The sequence below is a fragment of the Cellvibrio sp. BR genome (assembly GCF_000263355.1).
Classification (GTDB): Bacteria; Pseudomonadota; Gammaproteobacteria; order Pseudomonadales; family Cellvibrionaceae; genus Cellvibrio.
The window spans coordinates 369345-389728 of record NZ_JH668203.1 but is presented as its reverse complement, the minus strand read 5'-3'; the positions used below and the strand labels follow the sequence as shown (position 1 = coordinate 389728).

Here is a 20384-nt window from a genome sequence, read left to right as displayed (position 1 = left end):
CTTTACTTGCGCAAATCCAGTGTGTGTGGATATTCATCCGCCGGTTCCTCTGGCGGTGGCGCCATGGGTCTGGGGGGATGTTTGTGTTCAAAAAATTCGCGCAATATTTTTCCCGCCGGTGTGATCGGTAATGCACCGGGTGTGTAGTTGATATCAAAAAAGCGATTACCACGGCGCGATTCAGCTTCATTGGCGTTCACCGGGAAGCGCTCGTAACTGCGCCCACCGGGGTGGCTGACGTGATAGGTGCAGCCGCCGATGCTCTTGCCGTTCCAGGTGTCGATTAAATCAAATACCAGCGGCGCGTGGATGCCAATGGTTGGGTGCAATGCGGAAGGCGGTTGCCAAGCGCGATAGCGCACGCCGCCCACAAATTCACCGTGTTTACCGGTGGGATTCAAACACACACGGCGACCATTACACGCGAGCACATAACGGCCCGGCGTTAAACCAGTGACTTTGACTTGTAAACGCTCCAGTGATGAATCCACATAGCGCGAGGTGCCAAAGCTGCTGACTTCTTCGCCCAGCACATGCCAGGGTTCAATCGCCCAGCGCAATTCAATTTGAATATCATCCAGCTGCACGCGGCCATAGTGAGGGAAACGAAATTCTTCAAAAGGCGCGAGCCATTCCAGTTGGAAGGGATATCCGTGTTCATTCAAATCATTGACTACATCGCGCAGGTCTTCCCACACATAATGCGGCAACATAAATTTATCGTGCAGCGCCGTGCCCCAGCGCACCAGCGGTTTTTTGTAGGGCTCTTTCCAGAAACGGCTGATCAGGCAGCGCAGCAGCAATACTTGTACTAGCGACATTCGTGCATGGGGCGGCATTTCAAAACCGCGAAATTCCAGAATGCCTTGGCGACCGCTGGCTGATCCGGGTGAATAAAGTTTGTCGATACAAAATTCGGCGCGATGGGTATTGCCGGTAATGTCAATTAATAAATTGCGCATCAGGCGATCCACTAACCAGGGTTGCTCTACAATGCCATCAGGCATTTGTTGGAAGGCGATTTCCAATTCGTAGAGCATTTCCGCACGGCCTTCATCTACCCGCGGCGATTGACTGGTCGGCCCGATAAATAAACCGGAAAATAAATAAGAAAGCCCCGGGTGATGTTGCCAAAACGTCACCAAACTGCGCAGCAAATCCGGGCGGCGCAAAAACGGGCTATTGGCTGGCGTTGAACCGCCGAAGGTGACATGGTTGCCGCCGCCGGTGCCGGAGTGACGGCCATCGAGCATAAATTTCTCGGTGCCCAAACGGCATTGGCGTGCATCTTCATACAGCGCTTCGGTGTTGTTGACCAAATCCGCCCAAGTTTCTACCGGATGAATATTTACTTCAATCACACCCGGGTCCGGCGTAATTAAAAATTTCTTCAGGCGATAATCTTTGGGCGGTTCGTAACCTTCCAGTACCACCGGCATATTGAGTGTTGCCGCGGTATCTTCAATCGCTTCAATTAACGCCACGTAATGTTCGAGGTAGGTGAGCGGTGGCAAAAATAAATGCAAACGGCCATCGCGCGCTTCAAAACACATGGCGGTGCGAATAACATAGCCCGCTTCCACATAATTGGCTTTGTTTTTTTGCGCCGTATTTTTTTCAGTGTTCTTTTCTGTGCTGTTTTCGCTGTCGTTTTTGCCAATGGGCTGCGCGGTAATTTTTTGTGCGGCGAGATTAGCAAATTGTTGCCCGCTGGCTGCCAGTGGTGCGCGCGAGCGCAGCGGGTCACTTTCCGGTTGATAGCGTTCGTAATTGTGTTGCGAAAATTCCAGTGAATTTAATGGCAAACGCAAACCGAGTGGTGAGTCGCCGGGAATTAAAAATAAATTGTCATTGCGCAATTTCCAGCGGCCGCTCAGCCAGCTTTGATTCAAATAATTCCATTCGATGGGCAGCACATAGCCACTTTCAGTATTTAACCCGCGCGTTAATAATTTGGCGATGCGGCGGCGCTCCAGGTCATCTTTTAAATCGGCTGTTAAGGGATCTATATTGGCGGGCAATTGTTGTTCGGCCCAAAGGTAATAGAGCACATCCTCATAGGCGGGAATTAAATGCTCGCTATTCACACGAATTTTTTCACACAGTGTCTGCGCGAATTTTTTCGCATCCAAATGCGTAAGGCCGTAACTTTTATCGGCGCGTGCGAGTAAATCCGGATTGCTCCACAGGGCTTCACCATCGGTGCGCCAAAAACAACCCAGCGCCCAGCGCGGTACTTCTTCACCCGGATACCATTTGCCTTGGCCGTAATGCAGTAAACCGTTTGGCGCAAAGGTGTTGCGCATCCGCAGCAATAAATCTTTCGCGAGGCGCAATTTGTCGGCGCCCAGTGCGCCGGTGTTCCACTGCTCGGATTCCATATCATCAATGGACACAAACGTGGGTTCACCGCCGGTGGTTAAACGCACGTCCTGCTCGAGCAGCTCCTTATCAACAGCGGCGCCGAGTGCATTGATGGTTTGCCATTGGTCTTCGGTATAGGGTTTGGTGACCCGCGGGTCTTCAAGGATGCGGAAGACTTCGTTGCTGTAGGCGAACTCCACTTCACATTTGCTGGTGGCGCCGGTAATGGGGGCGGCAGAAATGGGGTCAGGTGTGCAGGCGAGGGGAATATGGCCTTCGGTAGCCAGCAAACCCGAGGTTGGGTCAAGGCCAACCCAGCCTGCGCCGGGAATAAATACTTCGGTCCAGGCGTGTAAATCGGTGAAATCTTTTTCCGGGCCGCTGGGGCCGTCGAGGGCTTTGATATCCGAGGTCAGCTGCACCAAATAACCCGAGGCAAAACGCGCGGCGTAACCCAAGTGGCGAAAAATTTGTACCAGCAGCCAGGCGCTGTCGCGGCAGGAGCCTTTGGCGAGGGTTAGGGTTTCCTCACAGCTTTGAATGCCCGGCTCCAAGCGCACACCGTAGCCAATATCCTGTTGCAGTTGTTGGTTTATCTGCACCAGAAAATCGTTCACATGCCAGGGTTTATCTTGTTTTTCGCGCTGCGCTATTTCCGCTTTAATCGCCGCGACTCGCGCACTCAGCAGTGGGCCAGCTTCGGTGACTTCCAAATAAGGAATTAACTCGCGTTGGAGCTGTTCGGCGTAGCTAAAAGGAATTGTTTCCGCGTAGTCTTCTACAAAAAAATCAAAGGGGTTGATGGAAGTCATATCGGCAATGACTTCTACTTCAATTGCCAAACTTTTCGTCTGCTCGGGAAAAACCAGGCGCGCCTGAAAATTGCCAAAGGGATCTTGCTGCCAGTTGAGGAAATGGTCTTCTGGCGTCACCTTGAGTGAGTAGCTGTGAATTTTGGTACGGCTGTGGGGCGCCGGGCGCAAACGCAGGACGTGGGGAAATAAGGTGGTCAAGCGATCAAACTGATATTCAGTTTTATGGTGGATGGCAACGCGAATAGCCATAAAGTCTTCCTTCCTGCAGCGAGCGGTTTATGGATCATGCTGGTGCACTCAAGTGTGCACCAGGCGGGGAAAAGGGCAAGTTATCATCATCCACTGAGCATATGACGCTCTTGCGGTTACGCTAAGCCAGTGTTTAGTGTGCGGTTTTCCTGGCGGCTCTGGTTAGTCAATCACACGCAATAACTGCACCATAAGTGCTCTGGGCGATGAAATGCTGCGCTAAAAACACAAAAGCGCCAGTATCGGAGGATAGTGGCGCTTTTGGCATGAGCAGTTTGGAATTAGTTTTGTGGTGGCGGTGGCAGCTGTAAAAAAGCTTCCACTATCAAGCGATCCCAGGACTTGGTGAGTTCGCGTAAGTATTGATTGTCAGCCTCAAAAATACTGTGCTGCATCAGACCGCTGTTGGTGACATAGCTCATCAATTCGATTGGCGGGCCTACAGTGAGATTAGATTTCATTGTGGAATCCATGGACACCAAGGCGCAGAGTGCGGCTGTATCCAGCCCGGTTTCCGGTTTGAGGATACGGTCGAGAATTGGTTTGCCGTATTTACTCTCACCAATTTGCAGGTAGGGCGTTTGGTCGGACGATGTGATGTGGTTACCCTGAGGATAAATCAGCATAACCGCCGGAGTTTCCGTGCCAATTTGGCCGCCCAGCAAAAAGCTGGCTTCAAAACTGACGTTACTGTTGTTGTGTGCGTGTTTCTCTTGAATAGCCACACTTATTTCGCCTACATAGTCGGCGGCGTCGTGGATGCTATCGACAGTCGCGAGGCTTACATCGGCACCTTCTTTGATGTCCTTGCGAATTTTGGCGATAACCGATTGGGTAGTGGCGAGGTTGCCAGCAGAGTTGATCACCAGTTGGCGGTCGCCATCGATACCAAAATGGTACATCTTGCTGTAGGTGCTGACCTGATCAACACCCGCATTGGTCCGTGAATCTGAACAAAAAATCAGACCCGCATCGACTTTAATCGCAACGCAGTAGGTCATAACAGCAACCGGGCTCAAGAAAAAAAGGGCGTGTAGGTTAAGAGCAGGGGCGGTGAGCGTCAAGGCTAATTTGGCGCATTAAATCGAACGGTGAATCATGCACCAAGGTGGGGCGCGTTCTTGGAGGATGGGCAGTGAAACCTCTGTCTCACCGCCCGGTAAGCCCTGGTGGTGCCTTATTCGGTGGGTTTGTTCCAGTGGATATCCATCTGCGGGAAGGGAATGCTGATGCCATTCTCATCAAATGCCAGTTTGATTTGTTCGGTCAACGCAAATTTCACATCCCAGAACTCATCGGCTTTCACCCAGGGGCGCACATAGAAGTTCACGCTGTGTGCACCCAGTTCTCCCACTGCAATCAAGGGTTCCGGCTCGGGTAAAACCCGCGCATCGGCGCTAATTACTTTGGCAATGACATCGCGCGCCAAACGTATATCGTCGCGGTAGCCAATACCAAAAACCATGTCGATACGACGGGTGCCACGGGCGGAGTAGTTGATGATATTGCTGCTGTAAATGGTGCCGTTGGGAATGATGACCTGCTTGTTGTCACCGGTGTGCATGATGGTGGAGAAAATACCAATCTTATCGATAATTCCCGATACGCCGGCAGCCTCAACAAAGTCGCCGGATTTAAAGGGGCGAAATATCAGCAACATAAAACCCGCCGCAAAGTTTTGCAGTGATCCCTGCAGCGCCAAACCAATCGCCAAGCCAGCAGCACCGAGTACGGCAATCACGGAATTGGTATTTACCCCCAGCTGGTCCAGGGCGGCAACAATTACAAATACCAACAGCAGGGCATTTACCAGCGATTGGATAAATTCCACCAGAATTTTATCGAGCTTGGTGCGCCCGAGGATCTTGCCTAGCATTCCTGCCACAAATTTTGCGACTAACTGGCCGATAACAAATATCAGCAAGGCAATCAGAATTTTAATACTCCACGGAGCTACAAATTTATCGTAAAACGCCAGCAGTTGGGCGTGGTCAAGCTTGTCGAACATTGCAAATCTCCTTGGGATTGCTAAACAGGTATGGCGTGACTATCAAGTAACACTGCCGGTAGTGCGCACACGTTTACTGCCTTTCACCGCGTGTGTTTTACGGGCGTCCGCACGTTTTTTAAGTTGGGCATCTATGGTGTTTTTGGCCGCAATTAAAAACCCCACCACAATAAACGCTCCCGGTGGCAGCAAGGCAAAAATCACATTGGGAAAACTGCTGCCAAAGACATTCAGTTGCCAGCTGCGTGCGGATTCACCAAAGAGTAATTGCATATCGGCAAACAGATGTCCGGTGCCGAGCAGTTCGCGTACAGCGCCCACACAAACAAGTACTAACAGAAACCCCATCCCCATCATAAAACCATCGATGGCGGAAGGTAGGAGAGTATTTTTGCTGGCAAAGGCATCAGCGCGACCTAATACGGCGCAGTTGGTCACGATTAACGGGATAAATAATCCAAGTATTTGGTACAACTCGTAGGTGTAAGCTTTCATCAGCAATTCAATACAGGTAACCGCTGAGGCGATAATCATCACAAAGGCGGGCAGCCTTACTGCGTCGCTTACATAGTGGCGGATCAGTGAAACCACTGAGTTGGTGGTGGTCAGAACCAGTAATGTAGCCAGCCCCAGGCCGAGCGCGTTAACAACGGTAGAGCTGACCGCAAGCAGGGGGCAGAGGCCGAGAAGCTGCACTAACGCGGCGTTGTTACCCCACAGGCCCTTTTGGGTAATTTCTGTGTAATTCACGCCATTACTCATGTTGTTCACCTGCGCTTGGCTGTTGATTCGCATCAAACAAGGTTTGATGGTTGGTATTCACAAATTCCAGCACGCGTTTTACTTGTCCCACTACGGCGCGCGGAGTGATGGTGGCACCGGCAAATTGATCAAAGGTACCGCCATCTTTTTTAACTTTCCATTCCTCGATAACAGGAACAGTCAGACTTTTGCCATTAAAACTTAAAATCCACTGATGCTTTTTTAGCTCGATTTTGTCGCCCAGTCCGGGGGTTTCTTTGTGCAGTAATACACGCACGCCGGCAATGGTGCCATCAGTTTTTACCCCGACAATCATACTGATATCGCCGGAGTAACCATCGTGTGCCGTGGCGGGAACGATCAAGGCGGTGATTTGCCCTTGCTGGCGCGCGCGATAAATCTTGCTGGATTCGCTGGCACCCAGCGGCTCCCATGCGCTATTCGGCACGGGTATGGTGTCATTGAGCAGATCGTTATCGTGTTCTTGCAGGGGAATTATTTCAAATAGTGCGCGTTGTTGTGCGGCGCGCTCTGAAGCTGCAATACGATCCTGGGTGCCGAGGTTGGTCAGCGCCAGTGCGCCTGCCGTGCAAATCGCAAAAGCGGCGAGGATAAAGCTGTTTTTACTTATGGATTGGCCGAGCATTAGTGACCTCCATCCTGTTTGCTACTGTCGGTCGCACGGCGCGGTTTTTTGTGGCCGTAGGTGCGCGGAGTAGTGTAGTAATCAATAAAGGGGGCGGCGAAATTCAGCAGCAAAACTGCAAAACCAACTCCGTCGGGGTAGCTGGTGCCCCAGGCGCGAATCACATAAATCACCACACCAATCAACGCGCCATAAACAATGCGCCCACGGGTGCTCACCGCCGAGCTGACCGGATCGGTCACAATAAAAAATGCGCCGAGCATAGTGGCACCGGACAGCAGGTGAAAAATGGGTGAGCCGCCGGAATTGGAGCTGCCTGAGTCGTAAAACAGCGCGGCCATCAGCGCCAGCGCCAGCAGCATGGAAACCGGGGCATGCCAGGTAAAGACTTTTTTGTAGAGCAGATAGATGCCGCCAATCAAAAAGGCGATGTTGACCCATTCCCAACCAGCACCGGCCCAGCGGCCTTCGGTAAATACAGGCTGTTGTTGATAGAGGGCATCCAGCGTCAGGCCGGAGTTTTGTTTCATAATGTCCAGCACTGTCGCCGAGCTGTAGCCGTCGATGGGGGTGCCAAAAAAGATCTTGTCCAGCGCCGCGACCAAGCTGGGTGCAGTGTGTCCATCGGCCAGCATGGGTAATGGCGTGGCCCATTGGGTCATCTGTACCGGAAAGGAAATCAGCAGCAGCACATAGGCCACCATCGCCGGATTAAAGGGGTTAAAGCCCATGCCGCCGTAAAGCTGTTTAGCCAAGACAATCGCGACAAAACTGGCGCTGATCACCAGCCACCAAGGGCAATAGGGCGGAAGGGATACACCGATCAGCACGCCGGTCACCAACGCGCTGCAATCGCGTAGGTAGAACATCACCGGACGTTCACGCAGTTTCATCACCAGTGCTTCAAAGGCGATGCAGCTCAAGCTCGCCAGCAACACATTGATTAACACCCCTATACCAAAAAAGTGAGTCAGTGCGGCAATACCGGGAAACGTGGCATAGACCACCAAGCGCATAACGCGCCCGGTACGATTGGCCCCGTGGGTGTGGGGTGAGGTGATATTTAATAACGCCATTCGTTTATCTCGTTAAGAATCGCCGTGATGAACACTGCCCTAGGCCAGTTCTTGCAGCTTTTCTTCCAGTTTGGTGACGCCGGCGCGGAAGGCGTCGATATTGGCGTCGTTTTCAGTTTCTGCCTTGGCTAAACGCTCGCGCGCTTTAGTTAAACGGTTTTGCAGGGATTGAATCTGCTCGGCGCGTTTTTCCTCATCACTCATACTCGCCATGGCAGCTGCCTTGGCTTTTGCTTTTTCAATCGCGGCTTGCGCTGCGTTTTGCTCTGCGCTCGCAGGTTCAGCAGTTACTGGCGCAGCGGCAACGACCGGCTCGTCTTTAATGCCCAATGCCTTGAGTTCAGCCAGCGCTTCCGTAATTTTTTGCTGCAGCTTTTCGGCGCCTTGTTGTAAGGCATCCAAATTGGGGCTGCCGTCGGCTTTGGCGGCGGCAACTTTCTCTTCGGCTTTGGCCAACCGTGAGCGCAGGGATTCCAGATTTGCGCGCGCTTTGTCTTCCGGTGACATGGTCAGTTTTGCCTGCGCGCGGGCAATCGCCGCCGCGACGGGATCATTGGGGTCTACTGCCGGTGCGCCCGCCGCTGGAGCAGCGGTGGTGCCGGGTTCGATGCTGGTAGTGACAGAGTTATTGGCAACAAACTCGGCCAGTTTCTTCTCCGCCTCTGCAACTTTTTGCTCGGCTTGTTTGATGCGCGCCTGCTGTTTAACCAGCTGTTCTTCGGTAATTACCGGGTTGGTTTTGTTCGGCACCAAGGTTTTTTGCGCAAACTCCAAGCCATTTTTGGCCGCGTTAAGCAGGCGCTCCAGCTTGGCTTTTTCTTCTTCACTGGAAGCCTGCGTCGCACCCACTTTAACCACGGCTGCGGTAATGACATCAGTAGCAGCTGCCGGATTCTTCGCCGCCTCAGCCGCTTTTTCGGCCAGTTTCTTTTTGGCTTCTTCCGCTGCCTTTTGACGTGCTAGACGTTTGGCTTCTTTTTCGGCTTCTTCTTTGGCGATGCGCTGCTGGCGGAATTCAAAACGCTGACGCGAACGATCCGATTTTTCTTTCTCGATCTCGTGCAGGCGAATAGTGCCCTTGGCGGCGCGATAGTACTGCACCAGCGGAATAGTGCTGGGGCAAACGTAGGAGCAGGCGCCGCATTCGATGCAGTCGAACAGGTTGTGCGATTCGAGCCGATCAAAATCCTCCGCCTGTGCATACCAGAACAACTGTTGTGGTAACAGGCTTGCCGGGCAGACCTCGGCGCACATGCCGCAGCGAATACAGGCTTGTGCGGGTTGTGGTTCAGGCAGTTCTTGGGTGCTGGGCGCCAGAATACAGTTGGTGGTTTTGATTACCGGCGCGGCCAAATCCAGCAGGGTAAAGCCCATCATCGGCCCCCCCATGACTACCCGCGATGCTTGTTTCAAGTTAAAACCGTGCTGCTCTAGCACATAGTCGATAGGTGTTCCCAACAGCACATTGATATTGCGCTGGGTTGTTAATGCCTCACCGACTACCGTAGTAATGCGCGAAATGAGCGGCTCACCAAAACGCACAGCGCGCCAGGCGGCAGCGGCGGTGGCGACATTCACACAGATAACCCCCACATCGGCCGAGTGATGGCCGCTGGGAATCTCCCGCCCGGTCAAAATTTGGGTCAGCTGTTTGGCACCACCGGAGGGGTACTTGGTGGGAATCACCACTACCTGAATATTGGCGGCTTCGCTGCGCAGGGCTTTGGCGCCAGCAACTGCAGCTTTTACCGCAGCAATGGCCGTGGGTTTGTTGTCCTCAATGCCAATCAGCAGGTTTTTGGGGTGATGCAAAATATGACTCAGCAGCAAGGTTCCGGCGACTAACTCCTGCGCCTGGGTTTGCATCAGCATGTCATCGGCGGTGATGTAAGGTTCACATTCGGCACCGTTGAGGATCAATGTGTCGATCACTTGCGTCGATTTGGGTGCAAGTTTTACGGCAGTGGGGAAACCTGCGCCCCCCAAACCTGCCACACCGGCCGCGCGGATTTTATCCAGCAGTTGCAAGCGATCCAGCTGTAGGTAGTCTTCACAGGGAGTTAGTTGAACCCACTCGTGTTTGCCATCCGGTTCAATAATGACGGATTCACTGCTCATGCCGGACGGATGTGGAATCGCACGGGACTCAATGGCTAATACAGTCCCCGAGGTAGACGCGTGGGTATTGGCACTAAAGGTGCCATCGGCGATACCAATCAATTGCCCGGCGAGCACGCGCTCACCCACTTGCACAATGGCGCGTGCGGGGGTGCCCATATGTTGATTTAGCGGAATCACCAGAAACGGAGGCAGGGGAATTTCGCCCAGCGGCAATTGCAGGGATTGGCTTTTGTGTTGGGGCGGGTGAATACCGCCCGGTAATTCCCAGACTTTGATCAGGCTTGTCATCTATGCAGATTTCTCGTCGTCAATGCGGCGCTTAGGCAGCTTTTTCACCGTCGGGCTTGTCGCTATTTAGCGCGCTACCACGGCCAAGGTCAGTGGCAATTACATTCGTTTCCAAAGGAATTACCGGCACTTCCTGGGCGATCACATGGAACACCGGTTTTTGGTTGGTGGCCGGTAGATCCCACTTCCAGGTTTTCAGGTCAGTTTCAACCGGGATCATATCGATACAATCCACCGGGCAGGGCTCCACGCACAAGTCGCAGCCGGTGCATTCATCGGCAATCACTGTGTGCATGTGTTTGGCGGCGCCGAGGATTGCATCCATTGGGCAGGCCTGAATACATTTGGTGCAACCTATACATTCGTCTTCGCGGATAAAAGCGACACGTTTCACGTCCAAATGTTCGCCGTGTTCCGAGTCCAAGGAGGGAGCCTCTACATCCAGCAAATCGGCCAGGGCATTAATAGTTGCCTGACCGCCGGGCGGACATTTGTTGATGGCTTCACCGTTAGCGATTGCCTGGGCGTAGGGGCGGCAGCCGGGGTGGCCGCATTGACCGCATTGGGTTTGCGGCAACAGCGCGTCGATCTGCTCGACGATGGGGTCGCCTTCCACTTTGAATTTGACTGCAGCAAAACCCAATACCGCGCCAAATAGCGCCGACAGCCCGCCGAGTGCAATCAGGGCGCTGAGGATAGGGTTCTGGAAAATAAATTCGATCATGAATGCCAGACTCGTCAGTTATTGCAGGCTTACCAGCCCGCCAAAGCCCATAAAGGCCAGTGCCATCAAACCGGCAGTGATCATGCCAATCGCCGCGCCTTTAAAGGGCACCGGCACATCGGCTACCGCTAAACGCTCACGCATCGCGGAAAACAATACCAACACCATCGCAAAACCGAGGGCGCCGCCAAAACCATACATTGTGGATTCAAAAAAGCTGTGAGCTTTTTGCGTGTTCAGCAAGGCAACACCGAGCACGGCGCAGTTCACAGTAATTAGCGGCAGAAACACACCAAGTACGCGATAGAGCAGCGGGCTGGTCTTTTCCATAAACATTTTGACGAATTGCACCACCGCCGCGATTACCAAAATAAAGGCGATAGTGCGTAAATATTGCAGCTCCAGCGGCGCCAGCACCCAGGTGTCCACCAGATAGGTACAAATAGAAGCGAGGGTCATTACAAAGGTAGTTGCACCCGCCATGCCGATGGCGCTCTCCAACTTATTGGATACGCCCATAAACGGGCAGAGGCCGAGGAATTGCGCCAATACAAAGTTATTCACCAGCACGGTACTGAGCAAAATGATTGCTAATTCGCTGAAACTCATGATGTTTGTCCAATGAAGGAAAGCCGCTGAAGTGAATGCCCGGAGTCAAAGGGCTGCGTATTATCGGCAAGTAGAGAGGCATTCTCAATAAATAAAGCGCTAAAGGTTTAGCTTGTTTGTTTATATCCTTATGACGGGAGCTCCTCCCCTTTAAAAAAGGGGGAGGTTGGCGCCCGGCGAGGGGAGTGATTTACATAACCCGTTGGCCCGGCTTTGCGCCAGCATGCGGTTCCAGCAAATAAATCTCTTTATCGCCAGGGCCAGCGGCCAGCACCATGCCTTCGCTCATACCGAACTTCATTTTGCGCGGCTTGAGGTTGGCAACTACTACAGTTAGCTTGCCGACCAAGTCTTTCGGGTCGTAAGCGCTTTTGATGCCGGAGAACACGTTGCGGGTTTCGCCGCCCAAATCCAGAGTTAAACGCAACAGTTTGTCGGAACCCTCTACATGTTCAGCGTTGGCGATCAGGGCTATACGTAAATCCACCTTGGCAAAATCAGTAAAGTCGATTTCAGCGGCGATAGGTTCAACGTCTGAGGTTTTCTCTTCCGCTTTTGGCGCAGCAGTCGCCAAGGCTTCTTTACTGGCGTCGATCATGGCATCTACCTTGTCTTTTTCAATGCGGGTGAGCAGTGGTTTGAACTCGTTGATCTTCTCACCGGCACGGAAACTGATCGGCGCATTCCAGCTCAGGGTTTCACCCAAAAAGGCTTCGGCATCGGCGGTCAGCGCGGGTAATACCGGCTTCAAATAAGTCAGTAAGGCACGGAACATATTGATACCCAGAGTGCAAACCGCTTGGGTTTGCGCTTCGGCACCGGCTTGTTTGGCCAGCTTCCACGGCTCTTGGGTAGCGATATATTCGTTGGCGGCATCGGCCAACGCCATAATTTCGCGCATGGCTTTACTGTAGTCGCGAGTTTCGTAGTAATTGGCAATAGTCTCGCCGCCATCCACAAATTTTTGCCACAAGTCAGCATCGGCAATCTCGTTGGTCAGCACGCCACCGGCGTTATTGATGAATTTGGCTGTGCGGCTGGCGATATTCACTACCTTGCCGACCAGATCCGAATTCACACGCTGGATAAAATCTTCCAGATTCAGGTCGATATCGTCCACATTGCTGGTCAGTTTGGCGGCGAAGTAGTAACGCAGGTATTCCGGATTCAAATGGTCGAGGTAAGTGCGCGCATTAATAAAGGTGCCGCGCGACTTGCTCATCTTGGTGCCGTTCACGGTCAGGAATCCGTGCACACAGATTTTGGTTGGCGTGCGCAAATTGGCGGAATGCAACATTGCAGGCCAGAACAGCGCGTGGAAATTCACTATGTCCTTGCCGATAAAGTGATACACCTCGGCGGTAGAATCCGGCTTCCAGTAGTCGTACCAATCTTCGCCTTTCTTATCGAGCAAGTTTTTCAAGCTGGCGATATAACCGATGGGCGCATCCAGCCAGACATAAAAATATTTGCCCGGCTCGCCGGGAATTTCAAAACCGAAGTAGGGCGCGTCGCGGGAGATATCCCACGCCTGCAAACCGGCATCCAACCACTCAGCCATCTTGTTGGCGACTTCATCTTGTAAATGACCAGCACGCGTCCAGCCTTTGAGGAAATCACTGAATTCCGGCAGGGTAAAAAAGAAGTGCTCGGAATCTTTAGCGACGGGTGTTGCACCGGAGATGGCCGATTTGGGATTGATCAAATCCATGGGCGAATAGGTAGCACCGCACTTCTCGCAGTTATCGCCATATTGATCTTCGGTTTTACATTTCGGGCAAGTGCCTTTGATGTAACGGTCGGCGAGGAACAGCTGCTTTTCCGGATCATAAGCCTGGGTGATGCTCTTGCTGGCGATATGGCCATTGGCCTTCAACCGGCCATAAATCATGTTCGAAAGTTCGTGGTTTTCAGTGCTGTGCGTTGAATGGTAATTATCAAAGGCGATATTAAACGCAGCGAAATCCGCCTCATGCTCGGCTTTAACATTGGCGATTTGCTGCTCGGCCGAGTGACCCAACTGCTCGGCTTTGAGCATGATCGCTGTGCCGTGGGCATCGTCGGCGCATACGTAAGTGCAATCCACACCGCGCAGTTTTTGGAAGCGCACCCAAATGTCGGTCTGGATATATTCCACCAAATGGCCGAGGTGAATAGCACCATTGGCATAGGGCAGGGCGCTGGTAACTAAAATCTTACGAGCATGATTGTTGGATGAGTGAGTCATGGATAAAAACCTGTCAACGCTGAAATCTGGAGCTGGCAGCAGCCAGCCGAAAAAATGGGGCGCACTATAGCATTTTGTGCTGCAGCTGTGGCGCGACTAATCCTGATCGTAGGGTTTGTATTCAATCGCGGTGATGTAAAACAGCTCTTCCCCCTCCGGTTTTTTCAGCACAATTTCATCGTCCAGGCGCTTGCCGAGCATGGCTTTGGCGAGCGGTGAATCCATACTGAGTTTTTGCCGCGCGACATCAAATTCGTCGGGGCCGACGATTTGGTAAGTTTTTTCATTGCCGTCTTCATCTTCCAGAGTCACCCAAGCGCCAAAAAAAACTTTGCTGTGGTCTTCGGGTAAACGATCAACCACCGTGAGTACTTCCATACGCTTGGATAAAAAACGCACGCGCGAATCAATTTCACGTAGGCGACGTTTACCGTAGATGTAATCGCCATTTTCACTCCGGTCGCCGTTTTTGGCGGCTTCGTGCACTACCTGGGTGACTTGGGGGCGTTCTATTTTCCACAGCTGGGTAACCTCATCTTTCATGCGTTTAAAACCGGCGGCGGTGATATAGGTTGAACCTTTTGCACTGGGCGGGCGCCAACGTCCCATGACTTCTCTCCAACAATCAATGGTTACTAAAAACAGTGTGATAAAACGCTAACTCTTCATTGAGTGCGCGTTGCATATTTTGCGCCTGACGAAAGCCGTGACCCTCTTCTTCAAAGGTTACGTAGCGGGTCATTATGCCTTTTTCTTGTAGTGCAGCGACCATGGCTTCTGCTTGTGCAGGTGGTACGACTTTGTCTTGCAGCCCCTGCAAAAAAATCACCGGGCAATTGAGTTGTTCTATGTGATAAATGGGTGAGCGGTCGCGATAAATCTTTTGTTGCGCGGGGTATTCACCCACCAGCGAATCCAAATAATGCGCTTCAAATTTATGGGTGTCGCGCGCGAGGGCTTCCAAATCGCCTATGCCGTATAAACTCGCACCGGCTTTAAACACATCGCCAAAAGTCAGGGCGGCGAGCACGGTATAACCGCCAGCGCTGGAGCCGCGAATGGCAACTTTATTTTTGTCGATGCGCTGCTGCGCCACCAAATAATCCACCCCGCTGCACACGTCGATGACATCGGTGATGCCCCAATTATTTTTTAACCGGTCGCGATATGCTCTGCCGTAACCGGTGCTGCCGCGATAATTCACATCCAGCACCGCAAAACCGCGGCTGGTCCAAAATTGGATTTTTAAATTAAGCGAGGTCTCGGTGGCGCCGGTAGGGCCGCCATGACACATCACCAACAGCGGCGGTAAATTAGCTGGCGCAATTTTATAGTCGGCATTGGTCGGAGCGTAAAAAAATCCGTGCGCAGTTTCTCCATCGCGCGTGGGAAAAGTAATTGCTTCGGCTTGGGAGAGGTAGCGACTGTCCAGTGCAAATTGAGTGTTATGTAGCGGCGCGCAAACACCTGAGTGATAGTGTCCTGATTCATAAAACCACAGCTGCGCCCCCTGGGTTGCCGTTGCGCCGAGAAAATAAGCTTGGCCTTTGTTTTCACTGTCTCCATTATTCATGGCTTGGCAACACACAGCTGAAATATCGCGCAGGGGTTGTGCAATTTGCTGCAAGGTTTTTTGCGCGATATTAATAACGCCCAATTGCCACACGCCTTGCTGGCTAAAACAGCAAAAAATTTCACTCGCGGATAAAAAACCGTAAGTGCTCATGCCAAACACCCATTGCGGTGTGGCGAATTCGGCATCGAGTGCACAAATGGCTTCGGCCTCTGCACCCGTCCAGCGATAAATATTCCACCAGTTGCTGCGATCCGACACAAAAAATAATTCGCCGGCCGGTGACCATTGCGGCTGAAAAATAGATTCATTATTTCCGCCGGCAATTGCCACGCTGCTAATAATGTCACCCTGCGCATTTAATTGGGCGATAACACACTCCGTGTTATCCCAGGGCATATGGGGGTGAAACCAGCGCAAAAAACTGAGTTGCTCGCCGTTGGGTGACAAGCGCGGGTTGGAATAAAAATCGGCGCCGGAAACCAATACCTCAAGCTGCACATTATCCAGCGGGATAGCGATAATCTCACTGGTAGGATGCTGGTTATCACTGCTGCAATTCTCGCGTATTGCCAGCAGGCGGTTGCGTCTTGGGTCAATACAAAAATCGGCGTAGCGATAAGCGCCTTCCGGGGTCAGTGCACGGCTGGTTTGAGTGTGTAAATCGTAGGCGTAAATGCGTTGGTCGCTATCCAGCACATAAAAAATCACATCGGCGGTGGCCAAGTAGGGCGCGCCGCCGTATTCCTGAATGCGGGTGCGAATGCTATGGGGGGCGGGCAGTAAATCACGGCGCTCGCCCTGTTTTTCACACACCAACACACTGCGGCCTTTTTCCTGCGGGCGGCTTTCCAGCCAGTAAAGTGTATCGCCCACCGCTTGCGGGTCGCTCAAACGTATACCTTGACTGGTGAGCAAGTCGGCGGTGATAGGTGATGGCCAATGGCCGTAACTGGGCTGGGTCATAACATCTGCAATCCATTTAATAACGGGCGTGGGAGTGGGGCATTTTGCCCGCCGGATGCCGGCAGGGGAAGGCAGACCTTTTATTTACTTGAGGTGGATGGTATTTACCGGGCGTTGGGTTTTATTTATGTGACCGTTGGGCTTTAATGCGCGCATCAATCAGGTACTGCTATGACTTCCTCTGCCCCCATTTTTTCGCCCGCAGCACTGCGTACTTATTTACCGGATGGCGGTAATAGCGCAGACGCGGTCTATTGGGTGGGTTTTAGCGGCGGGTTGGATTCTACCGTGCTGCTGCATGCGCTGGTGCAATTGCCACTGCCGGTGACTATTCGCGCGCTGCATATCAACCACCAAATTTCGCCCCATGCCGATCAGTGGCAGGCTCGGTGTGCGGCAATTTGCGCGCAGTTGGGTATTGAGTTTACGGCAGAAAAAGTCAGCGTTATCAACAGCGGTAAAGGTATAGAAGATGCCGCACGCGCAGCGCGCTACGCAGTATTTGAGCGCTATGTGAGTGCGGGCGATTTTCTGCTCACTGCCCATCACGCCAACGATCAAGCCGAGACATTACTGCTGCGCTTATTGCGCGGTACCGGCCCGCGTGGGCTGGCAGCAATGGCTGCACAGCGGCCCTTGGGCCAAGCGACGTTGGTGCGACCACTACTGAATTTTTCGCGCGGGCAATTGGAAAGCTATGCCCGTGAACATCAGCTGCAGTGGGTGGAGGATGAAAGCAATCAGGATGATGCTTACGACCGCAACTTTCTGCGCAATCAGGTACTGCCGCTGCTGGCGATACGCTGGCCGGGATTTATGCGTAAATGGCAGCAGACTGCCGAGCTTTGTGCCGAACAGGAGTTGCTGTTAGAGACTATTGCGCAAGAGGATTTAACCTGCAGCACGCCGCGCGCCGCGCGAATCGGGCAGAGTATGGATTTAGTCTTTCTGCGTTCCCTATCGCCCGTGCGCCAGCAAAACTTGCTGCGCTATTGGCTGCGCAACGCGGGTTATTGCATGCCAGAGCAAAGCCATTGGCAGCAAATCCAGGCACAGTTATTACAGGGGCGCGAGGATGCTGAAGCCAATGTGAACTGGGGCGATGTATCGCTGCGGGTATTTCGCGCGCGTTTGTATTTGCTGCCCGTACCATTACCAGAAATGGCGCTGACATTGATCGAGACGAGTGACAATCAATCGCTCCGTTTGAAAATAGGTTTACCCAATCTGCATATTCGCACCCGGGTGGGCGGCGAGCGCTGCAAACCGGCCGGGCGCAACCACTCCCAAACCCTGAAAAAATTGTTGCAGGAATACAGTTTGGAACCCTGGCTGCGCGAGCAGTTGCCGCTGGTCTATAGCGGCGATGAACTGGTGGCGGTGGGGGATTTATGGGTTTGTGATGGGTTTGTGGCAGGGTGTGATGAAGCAGGTTATCGATTGGTGTGGACGTGTGGTGCGGAATAGTCGCTCAATTAAAGTCATATGAGTTGCCCTGCAGGCGCTTGCGCGCACTGAGGCCACCAATAAAAACGGGATGCATCAGCATCCCGTTTTTACGAAGGGCAGTTAATTACTTAGTAGAGATAGACTGCACCTGAGGCTTCGAGGTTGTTGTCGCTCTGATCCAGACCTGCGCTGCTAGCGGCTGAACTGGTACTGGCGCCGCTGGAGGCAGCAACGGAGGTGTAGCCACGACCCGATTCGCGGTGCGCGCCAACCAACATATTTTTACCATCACCCGAGAGTTCAACATTCAACCCAAAGCGATCACTTGCATCAGGGTTGGATGCTTTTACATAACTCTTTTGTGACCAAACGGTATTGTTGCGGGTGAATACAAACACGGCGCCGGCATCCGCTTTGCTGGTATCACCTTCATCGCCATTAATACCGGTGGCATAGCTGCTTTCACGGAATGAACCGACAGCCAGGATATTGCCGTCGTCAGACAGGCTTACACTATTACCAAATTGACCACCGCCGTTTATCTGGATGCTGTAAGTCACACTGGTAACGGCTACCAAACTGATACCAGTGTGTTTGGTTAGTGTTGAAGGTTTAACGATTGCTTCTTGCGACCAACTTTCGCCCGACTTGGCAAACACATAGGCTGCGCCGGTATTGGCAAATTCAATATCTTGTGCGACATCGCCATTAATAGTTGTTGCTTTGCTCGCATCACCAGGTGCACCGATCACCAGGGTATTGCCATCGCCAGAAACATCCACGCTGGTGCCAAAGGCAGTGTACATATAAGTGCTGGCAGGTTTTAAGTAGGCTTCCTGATTCCACAAGTCTGCTGTGCGCTTAAAGACATAAGCTGCACCGTTATCAATTACGCCGCGCACTTGGTAGCGACCAGCTTCTTCGCACTCGGCGTCAATCACATAGGCGCCTTCGTTGAAGTAATAGCAAGAGTTCTTGGATTGATCGCCATTAACACCGGTTGCATTACTATCTTCACTGATTGCGCCAACCACCATGGTATTGCCATCGGTAGACAGGGCAATGCTCACACCAAAGGCGTCGTTTTGTTCCGCATTGGATGCTTTAACATGGGACTCTTCCTTCCAGCCATTCTCGCCTAAACGGAAGGTATAGATCGCACCTGAGGCTGAGCCACCGCGATAGCTGCTACCGGCGGAAGAGCTGCTTGAAGTAGTGCTGCTGCTTGAACTGCTGGTGCTGCTGGTAGATGAGCTGCTGGAGGGGTAAAACTCCAAACACGCCAGTGATGACATACTGCTTGAAGCGTTAAAGTTGAAAACGCCGCTTCTACTGATGAAGTCCTCAGACGTGCCAACCGCAAGGGTTTTACCATCACCGGAAAGTGCTAACGATTCTCCAAAACGTAGCGCAACCGCTGATTGGGCAAAGGCGTGAAGTGTAGAGAAAATCGGTTTTACATAAGCATCTTGTGTCCAGGTGCCTGCGCTGCGGGTAAAGATGTAGACCGCGCCAACATCAAGAGTTCTTGCTGCCAGCAAATTACCAGTACCGCCTGAGGAAGCGGCAGAGCTGATGACCTGTTCATAATTGTCCTGATTACAGTTGACGCCATAAGATGGGCTGTCTTCCAATAAGGCCGATACTGCCAAGGTATTGCCGTCGTCAGACAATGCCACACGGTAACCAAAACGATCATTCGGCAGCACGCGAAGGCCATTTAAATTAGGCTGCTCGGTATTGGACGCTTTGAGGTAGGCCTGCTGTACCCAAAGCCCATCCTCTTTCACAAACACATAAACTGCACCGGCATTTACTATTTCGTTGTTGGTTTGATCACCATTAATACCAACCGCTTTACTGTCCTCTGCAGGAGCGCCAATCGCCATGGTCATGCCATCGCTTGAGAGGGTAATACTCCAACCGAACCAGTCAAATGAGCCGGTATTGGAGGCTTTGAAATAGCCGATGGCTTTGATCATTTCGGTGGCGGTAAATGTCATGTCCGAGCGCTGGCTGCAGTCGTCCGCAACACAGGCATCCACCCAATAACGGGTATTTACCCAGTCGTGAATGTGTACGCCAATTTCATCGCTGGCACTGGTGGTGGTGATGTTGTCAGCTAACAGCACTGCGCCGTTTTCAGCGTCTTGTTTGTAAAGTTTGTAGTGGGTTGCACCTTCTACCGCGCTCCACTGAAAAGTGAGTACTTTGGGGCTTTGTGCTTCCACTTTTACGCTGGGCCAAATGCCTGAGCCATTGGCTGGTACGGAGGCACTGCTAAAGCTGCTGCGCAGTGATGAGCTGCTGCTAATAGAAGAGCTGCTGGCTGATGATTTGTTGTCGCTTCCGCCGCCACAGGCAGTGAGCAAAAATGAACCGGCTGCGAGAGAGAGCAGCAAGGTGGTGCGCTGTAATAGCGGGGATAAACGATCAATATTCATTCAGCGTGTTCCTGAGGTTTAAAACTGGTCGGTGATTCTGTGTGTCGCGGCGCTTGGTGTCAA

At 52.4% G+C, this 20384-nt stretch carries 14 protein-coding genes; 1 reads left to right on the top strand and 13 read right to left on the bottom strand.

The annotated features are described in order from the left end of the window. Positions 1-2: 2 nt before the first annotated feature. The 12 genes from O59_RS14860 to O59_RS14805 all read right to left on the bottom strand — a co-directional run bounded on the left by O59_RS14860 (position 3) and on the right by O59_RS14805 (position 16428). On the bottom strand, positions 3-3428 hold the full coding sequence (locus O59_RS14860) for a DUF2126 domain-containing protein (protein ID WP_007644169.1): 3426 nt from the start codon (positions 3426-3428) through the stop codon (positions 3-5). Between the two features lie 281 nt (positions 3429-3709). Beyond that, positions 3710-4429 carry a peptidase gene (locus O59_RS14855; RefSeq protein ID WP_040392799.1) on the bottom strand — a complete coding sequence of 240 codons (720 nt, stop codon included), beginning with the start codon at positions 4427-4429 and terminating at the stop codon, positions 3710-3712. Positions 4430-4605: 176 nt separating this feature from the next. After that, entirely contained in the window at positions 4606-5436 is an 831-nt protein-coding gene (locus O59_RS14850) for a mechanosensitive ion channel family protein (RefSeq protein ID WP_007644166.1), read from the bottom strand. Between the two features lie 42 nt (positions 5437-5478). Further along, positions 5479-6198 carry an electron transport complex subunit E gene (locus tag O59_RS14845; RefSeq protein WP_040392796.1) on the bottom strand — a complete coding sequence of 240 codons (720 nt, stop codon included), beginning with the start codon at positions 6196-6198 and terminating at the stop codon, positions 5479-5481. Beyond that, a complete protein-coding gene (gene rsxG / locus O59_RS14840; RefSeq protein WP_007644164.1) occupies positions 6191-6844 on the bottom strand; it encodes an electron transport complex subunit RsxG in 654 nt (217 codons plus the stop codon). The genes O59_RS14845 and rsxG overlap by 8 nt, the downstream gene beginning before the upstream one ends. After that, positions 6844-7920 (bottom strand): electron transport complex subunit RsxD, encoded by a 1077-nt coding sequence (gene rsxD / locus O59_RS14835; protein WP_007644163.1) that lies wholly within the window; start codon positions 7918-7920, stop codon positions 6844-6846. Before rsxD ends, rsxG begins: the two co-directional genes overlap by 1 nt. A gap of 39 nt (positions 7921-7959) precedes the next feature. After that, positions 7960-10329, bottom strand: a complete 2370-nt coding sequence (rsxC, locus tag O59_RS14830) for an electron transport complex subunit RsxC (protein WP_007644162.1) — start codon at positions 10327-10329, stop codon at positions 7960-7962. Between the two features lie 31 nt (positions 10330-10360). Beyond that, positions 10361-11053 (bottom strand): electron transport complex subunit RsxB, encoded by a 693-nt coding sequence (rsxB, locus tag O59_RS14825; protein WP_007644161.1) that lies wholly within the window; start codon positions 11051-11053, stop codon positions 10361-10363. Positions 11054-11071: 18 nt separating this feature from the next. Then, the gene (gene rsxA / locus O59_RS14820; protein WP_007644160.1) at positions 11072-11662 is read right to left on the bottom strand and encodes an electron transport complex subunit RsxA; all 591 of its coding nucleotides are present in this window, start codon (positions 11660-11662) and stop codon (positions 11072-11074) included. 190 nt (positions 11663-11852) lie between these two features. Next, a complete protein-coding gene (gene metG / locus O59_RS14815; RefSeq protein ID WP_007644159.1) occupies positions 11853-13889 on the bottom strand; it encodes a methionine--tRNA ligase in 2037 nt (678 codons plus the stop codon). Between the two features lie 96 nt (positions 13890-13985). Further along, on the bottom strand, positions 13986-14498 hold the full coding sequence (gene greB, locus O59_RS14810; RefSeq protein WP_007644157.1) for a transcription elongation factor GreB: 513 nt from the start codon (positions 14496-14498) through the stop codon (positions 13986-13988). A 16-nt stretch (positions 14499-14514) separates the two neighbouring features. Further along, positions 14515-16428: a S9 family peptidase gene (locus O59_RS14805; RefSeq protein WP_007644155.1), complete on the bottom strand. Its 1914-nt coding sequence runs from the start codon at positions 16426-16428 to the stop codon at positions 14515-14517. Positions 16429-16599: 171 nt separating this feature from the next. Here O59_RS14805 and tilS point away from each other — a divergent pair, with 171 nt between their 5' ends. Beyond that, the gene (gene tilS, locus O59_RS14800) at positions 16600-17895 is read left to right on the top strand and encodes a tRNA lysidine(34) synthetase TilS (RefSeq protein WP_007644154.1); all 1296 of its coding nucleotides are present in this window, start codon (positions 16600-16602) and stop codon (positions 17893-17895) included. Between the two features lie 110 nt (positions 17896-18005). Here tilS and O59_RS21115 read toward each other — a convergent pair whose 3' ends face one another. Then, positions 18006-20321, bottom strand: a complete 2316-nt coding sequence (locus O59_RS21115; protein ID WP_007644153.1) for a membrane protein — start codon at positions 20319-20321, stop codon at positions 18006-18008. Positions 20322-20384: the final 63 nt, after the last annotated feature.

What these genes read in the sequence shown, in the direction of transcription:
- O59_RS14860 (WP_007644169.1), bottom strand. Translation starts at nt 3,428, where the DNA reads ATGGCTATTCGCGTTGCCATCCACCATAAAACTGAATATCAGTTTGAT.
- O59_RS14855 (WP_040392799.1), bottom strand. Translation starts at nt 4,429, where the DNA reads ATGACCTACTGCGTTGCGATTAAAGTCGATGCGGGTCTGATTTTTTGT.
- O59_RS14850 (WP_007644166.1), bottom strand. Translation starts at nt 5,436, where the DNA reads ATGTTCGACAAGCTTGACCACGCCCAACTGCTGGCGTTTTACGATAAA.
- O59_RS14845 (WP_040392796.1), bottom strand. Translation starts at nt 6,198, where the DNA reads ATGAGTAATGGCGTGAATTACACAGAAATTACCCAAAAGGGCCTGTGG.
- rsxG (WP_007644164.1), bottom strand. Translation starts at nt 6,844, where the DNA reads ATGCTCGGCCAATCCATAAGTAAAAACAGCTTTATCCTCGCCGCTTTT.
- rsxD (WP_007644163.1), bottom strand. Translation starts at nt 7,920, where the DNA reads ATGGCGTTATTAAATATCACCTCACCCCACACCCACGGGGCCAATCGT.
- rsxC (WP_007644162.1), bottom strand. Translation starts at nt 10,329, where the DNA reads ATGACAAGCCTGATCAAAGTCTGGGAATTACCGGGCGGTATTCACCCG.
- rsxB (WP_007644161.1), bottom strand. Translation starts at nt 11,053, where the DNA reads ATGATCGAATTTATTTTCCAGAACCCTATCCTCAGCGCCCTGATTGCA.
- rsxA (WP_007644160.1), bottom strand. Translation starts at nt 11,662, where the DNA reads ATGAGTTTCAGCGAATTAGCAATCATTTTGCTCAGTACCGTGCTGGTG.
- metG (WP_007644159.1), bottom strand. Translation starts at nt 13,889, where the DNA reads ATGACTCACTCATCCAACAATCATGCTCGTAAGATTTTAGTTACCAGC.
- greB (WP_007644157.1), bottom strand. Translation starts at nt 14,498, where the DNA reads ATGGGACGTTGGCGCCCGCCCAGTGCAAAAGGTTCAACCTATATCACC.
- O59_RS14805 (WP_007644155.1), bottom strand. Translation starts at nt 16,428, where the DNA reads ATGACCCAGCCCAGTTACGGCCATTGGCCATCACCTATCACCGCCGAC.
- tilS (WP_007644154.1), top strand. Translation starts at nt 16,600, where the DNA reads ATGACTTCCTCTGCCCCCATTTTTTCGCCCGCAGCACTGCGTACTTAT.
- O59_RS21115 (WP_007644153.1), bottom strand. Translation starts at nt 20,321, where the DNA reads ATGAATATTGATCGTTTATCCCCGCTATTACAGCGCACCACCTTGCTG.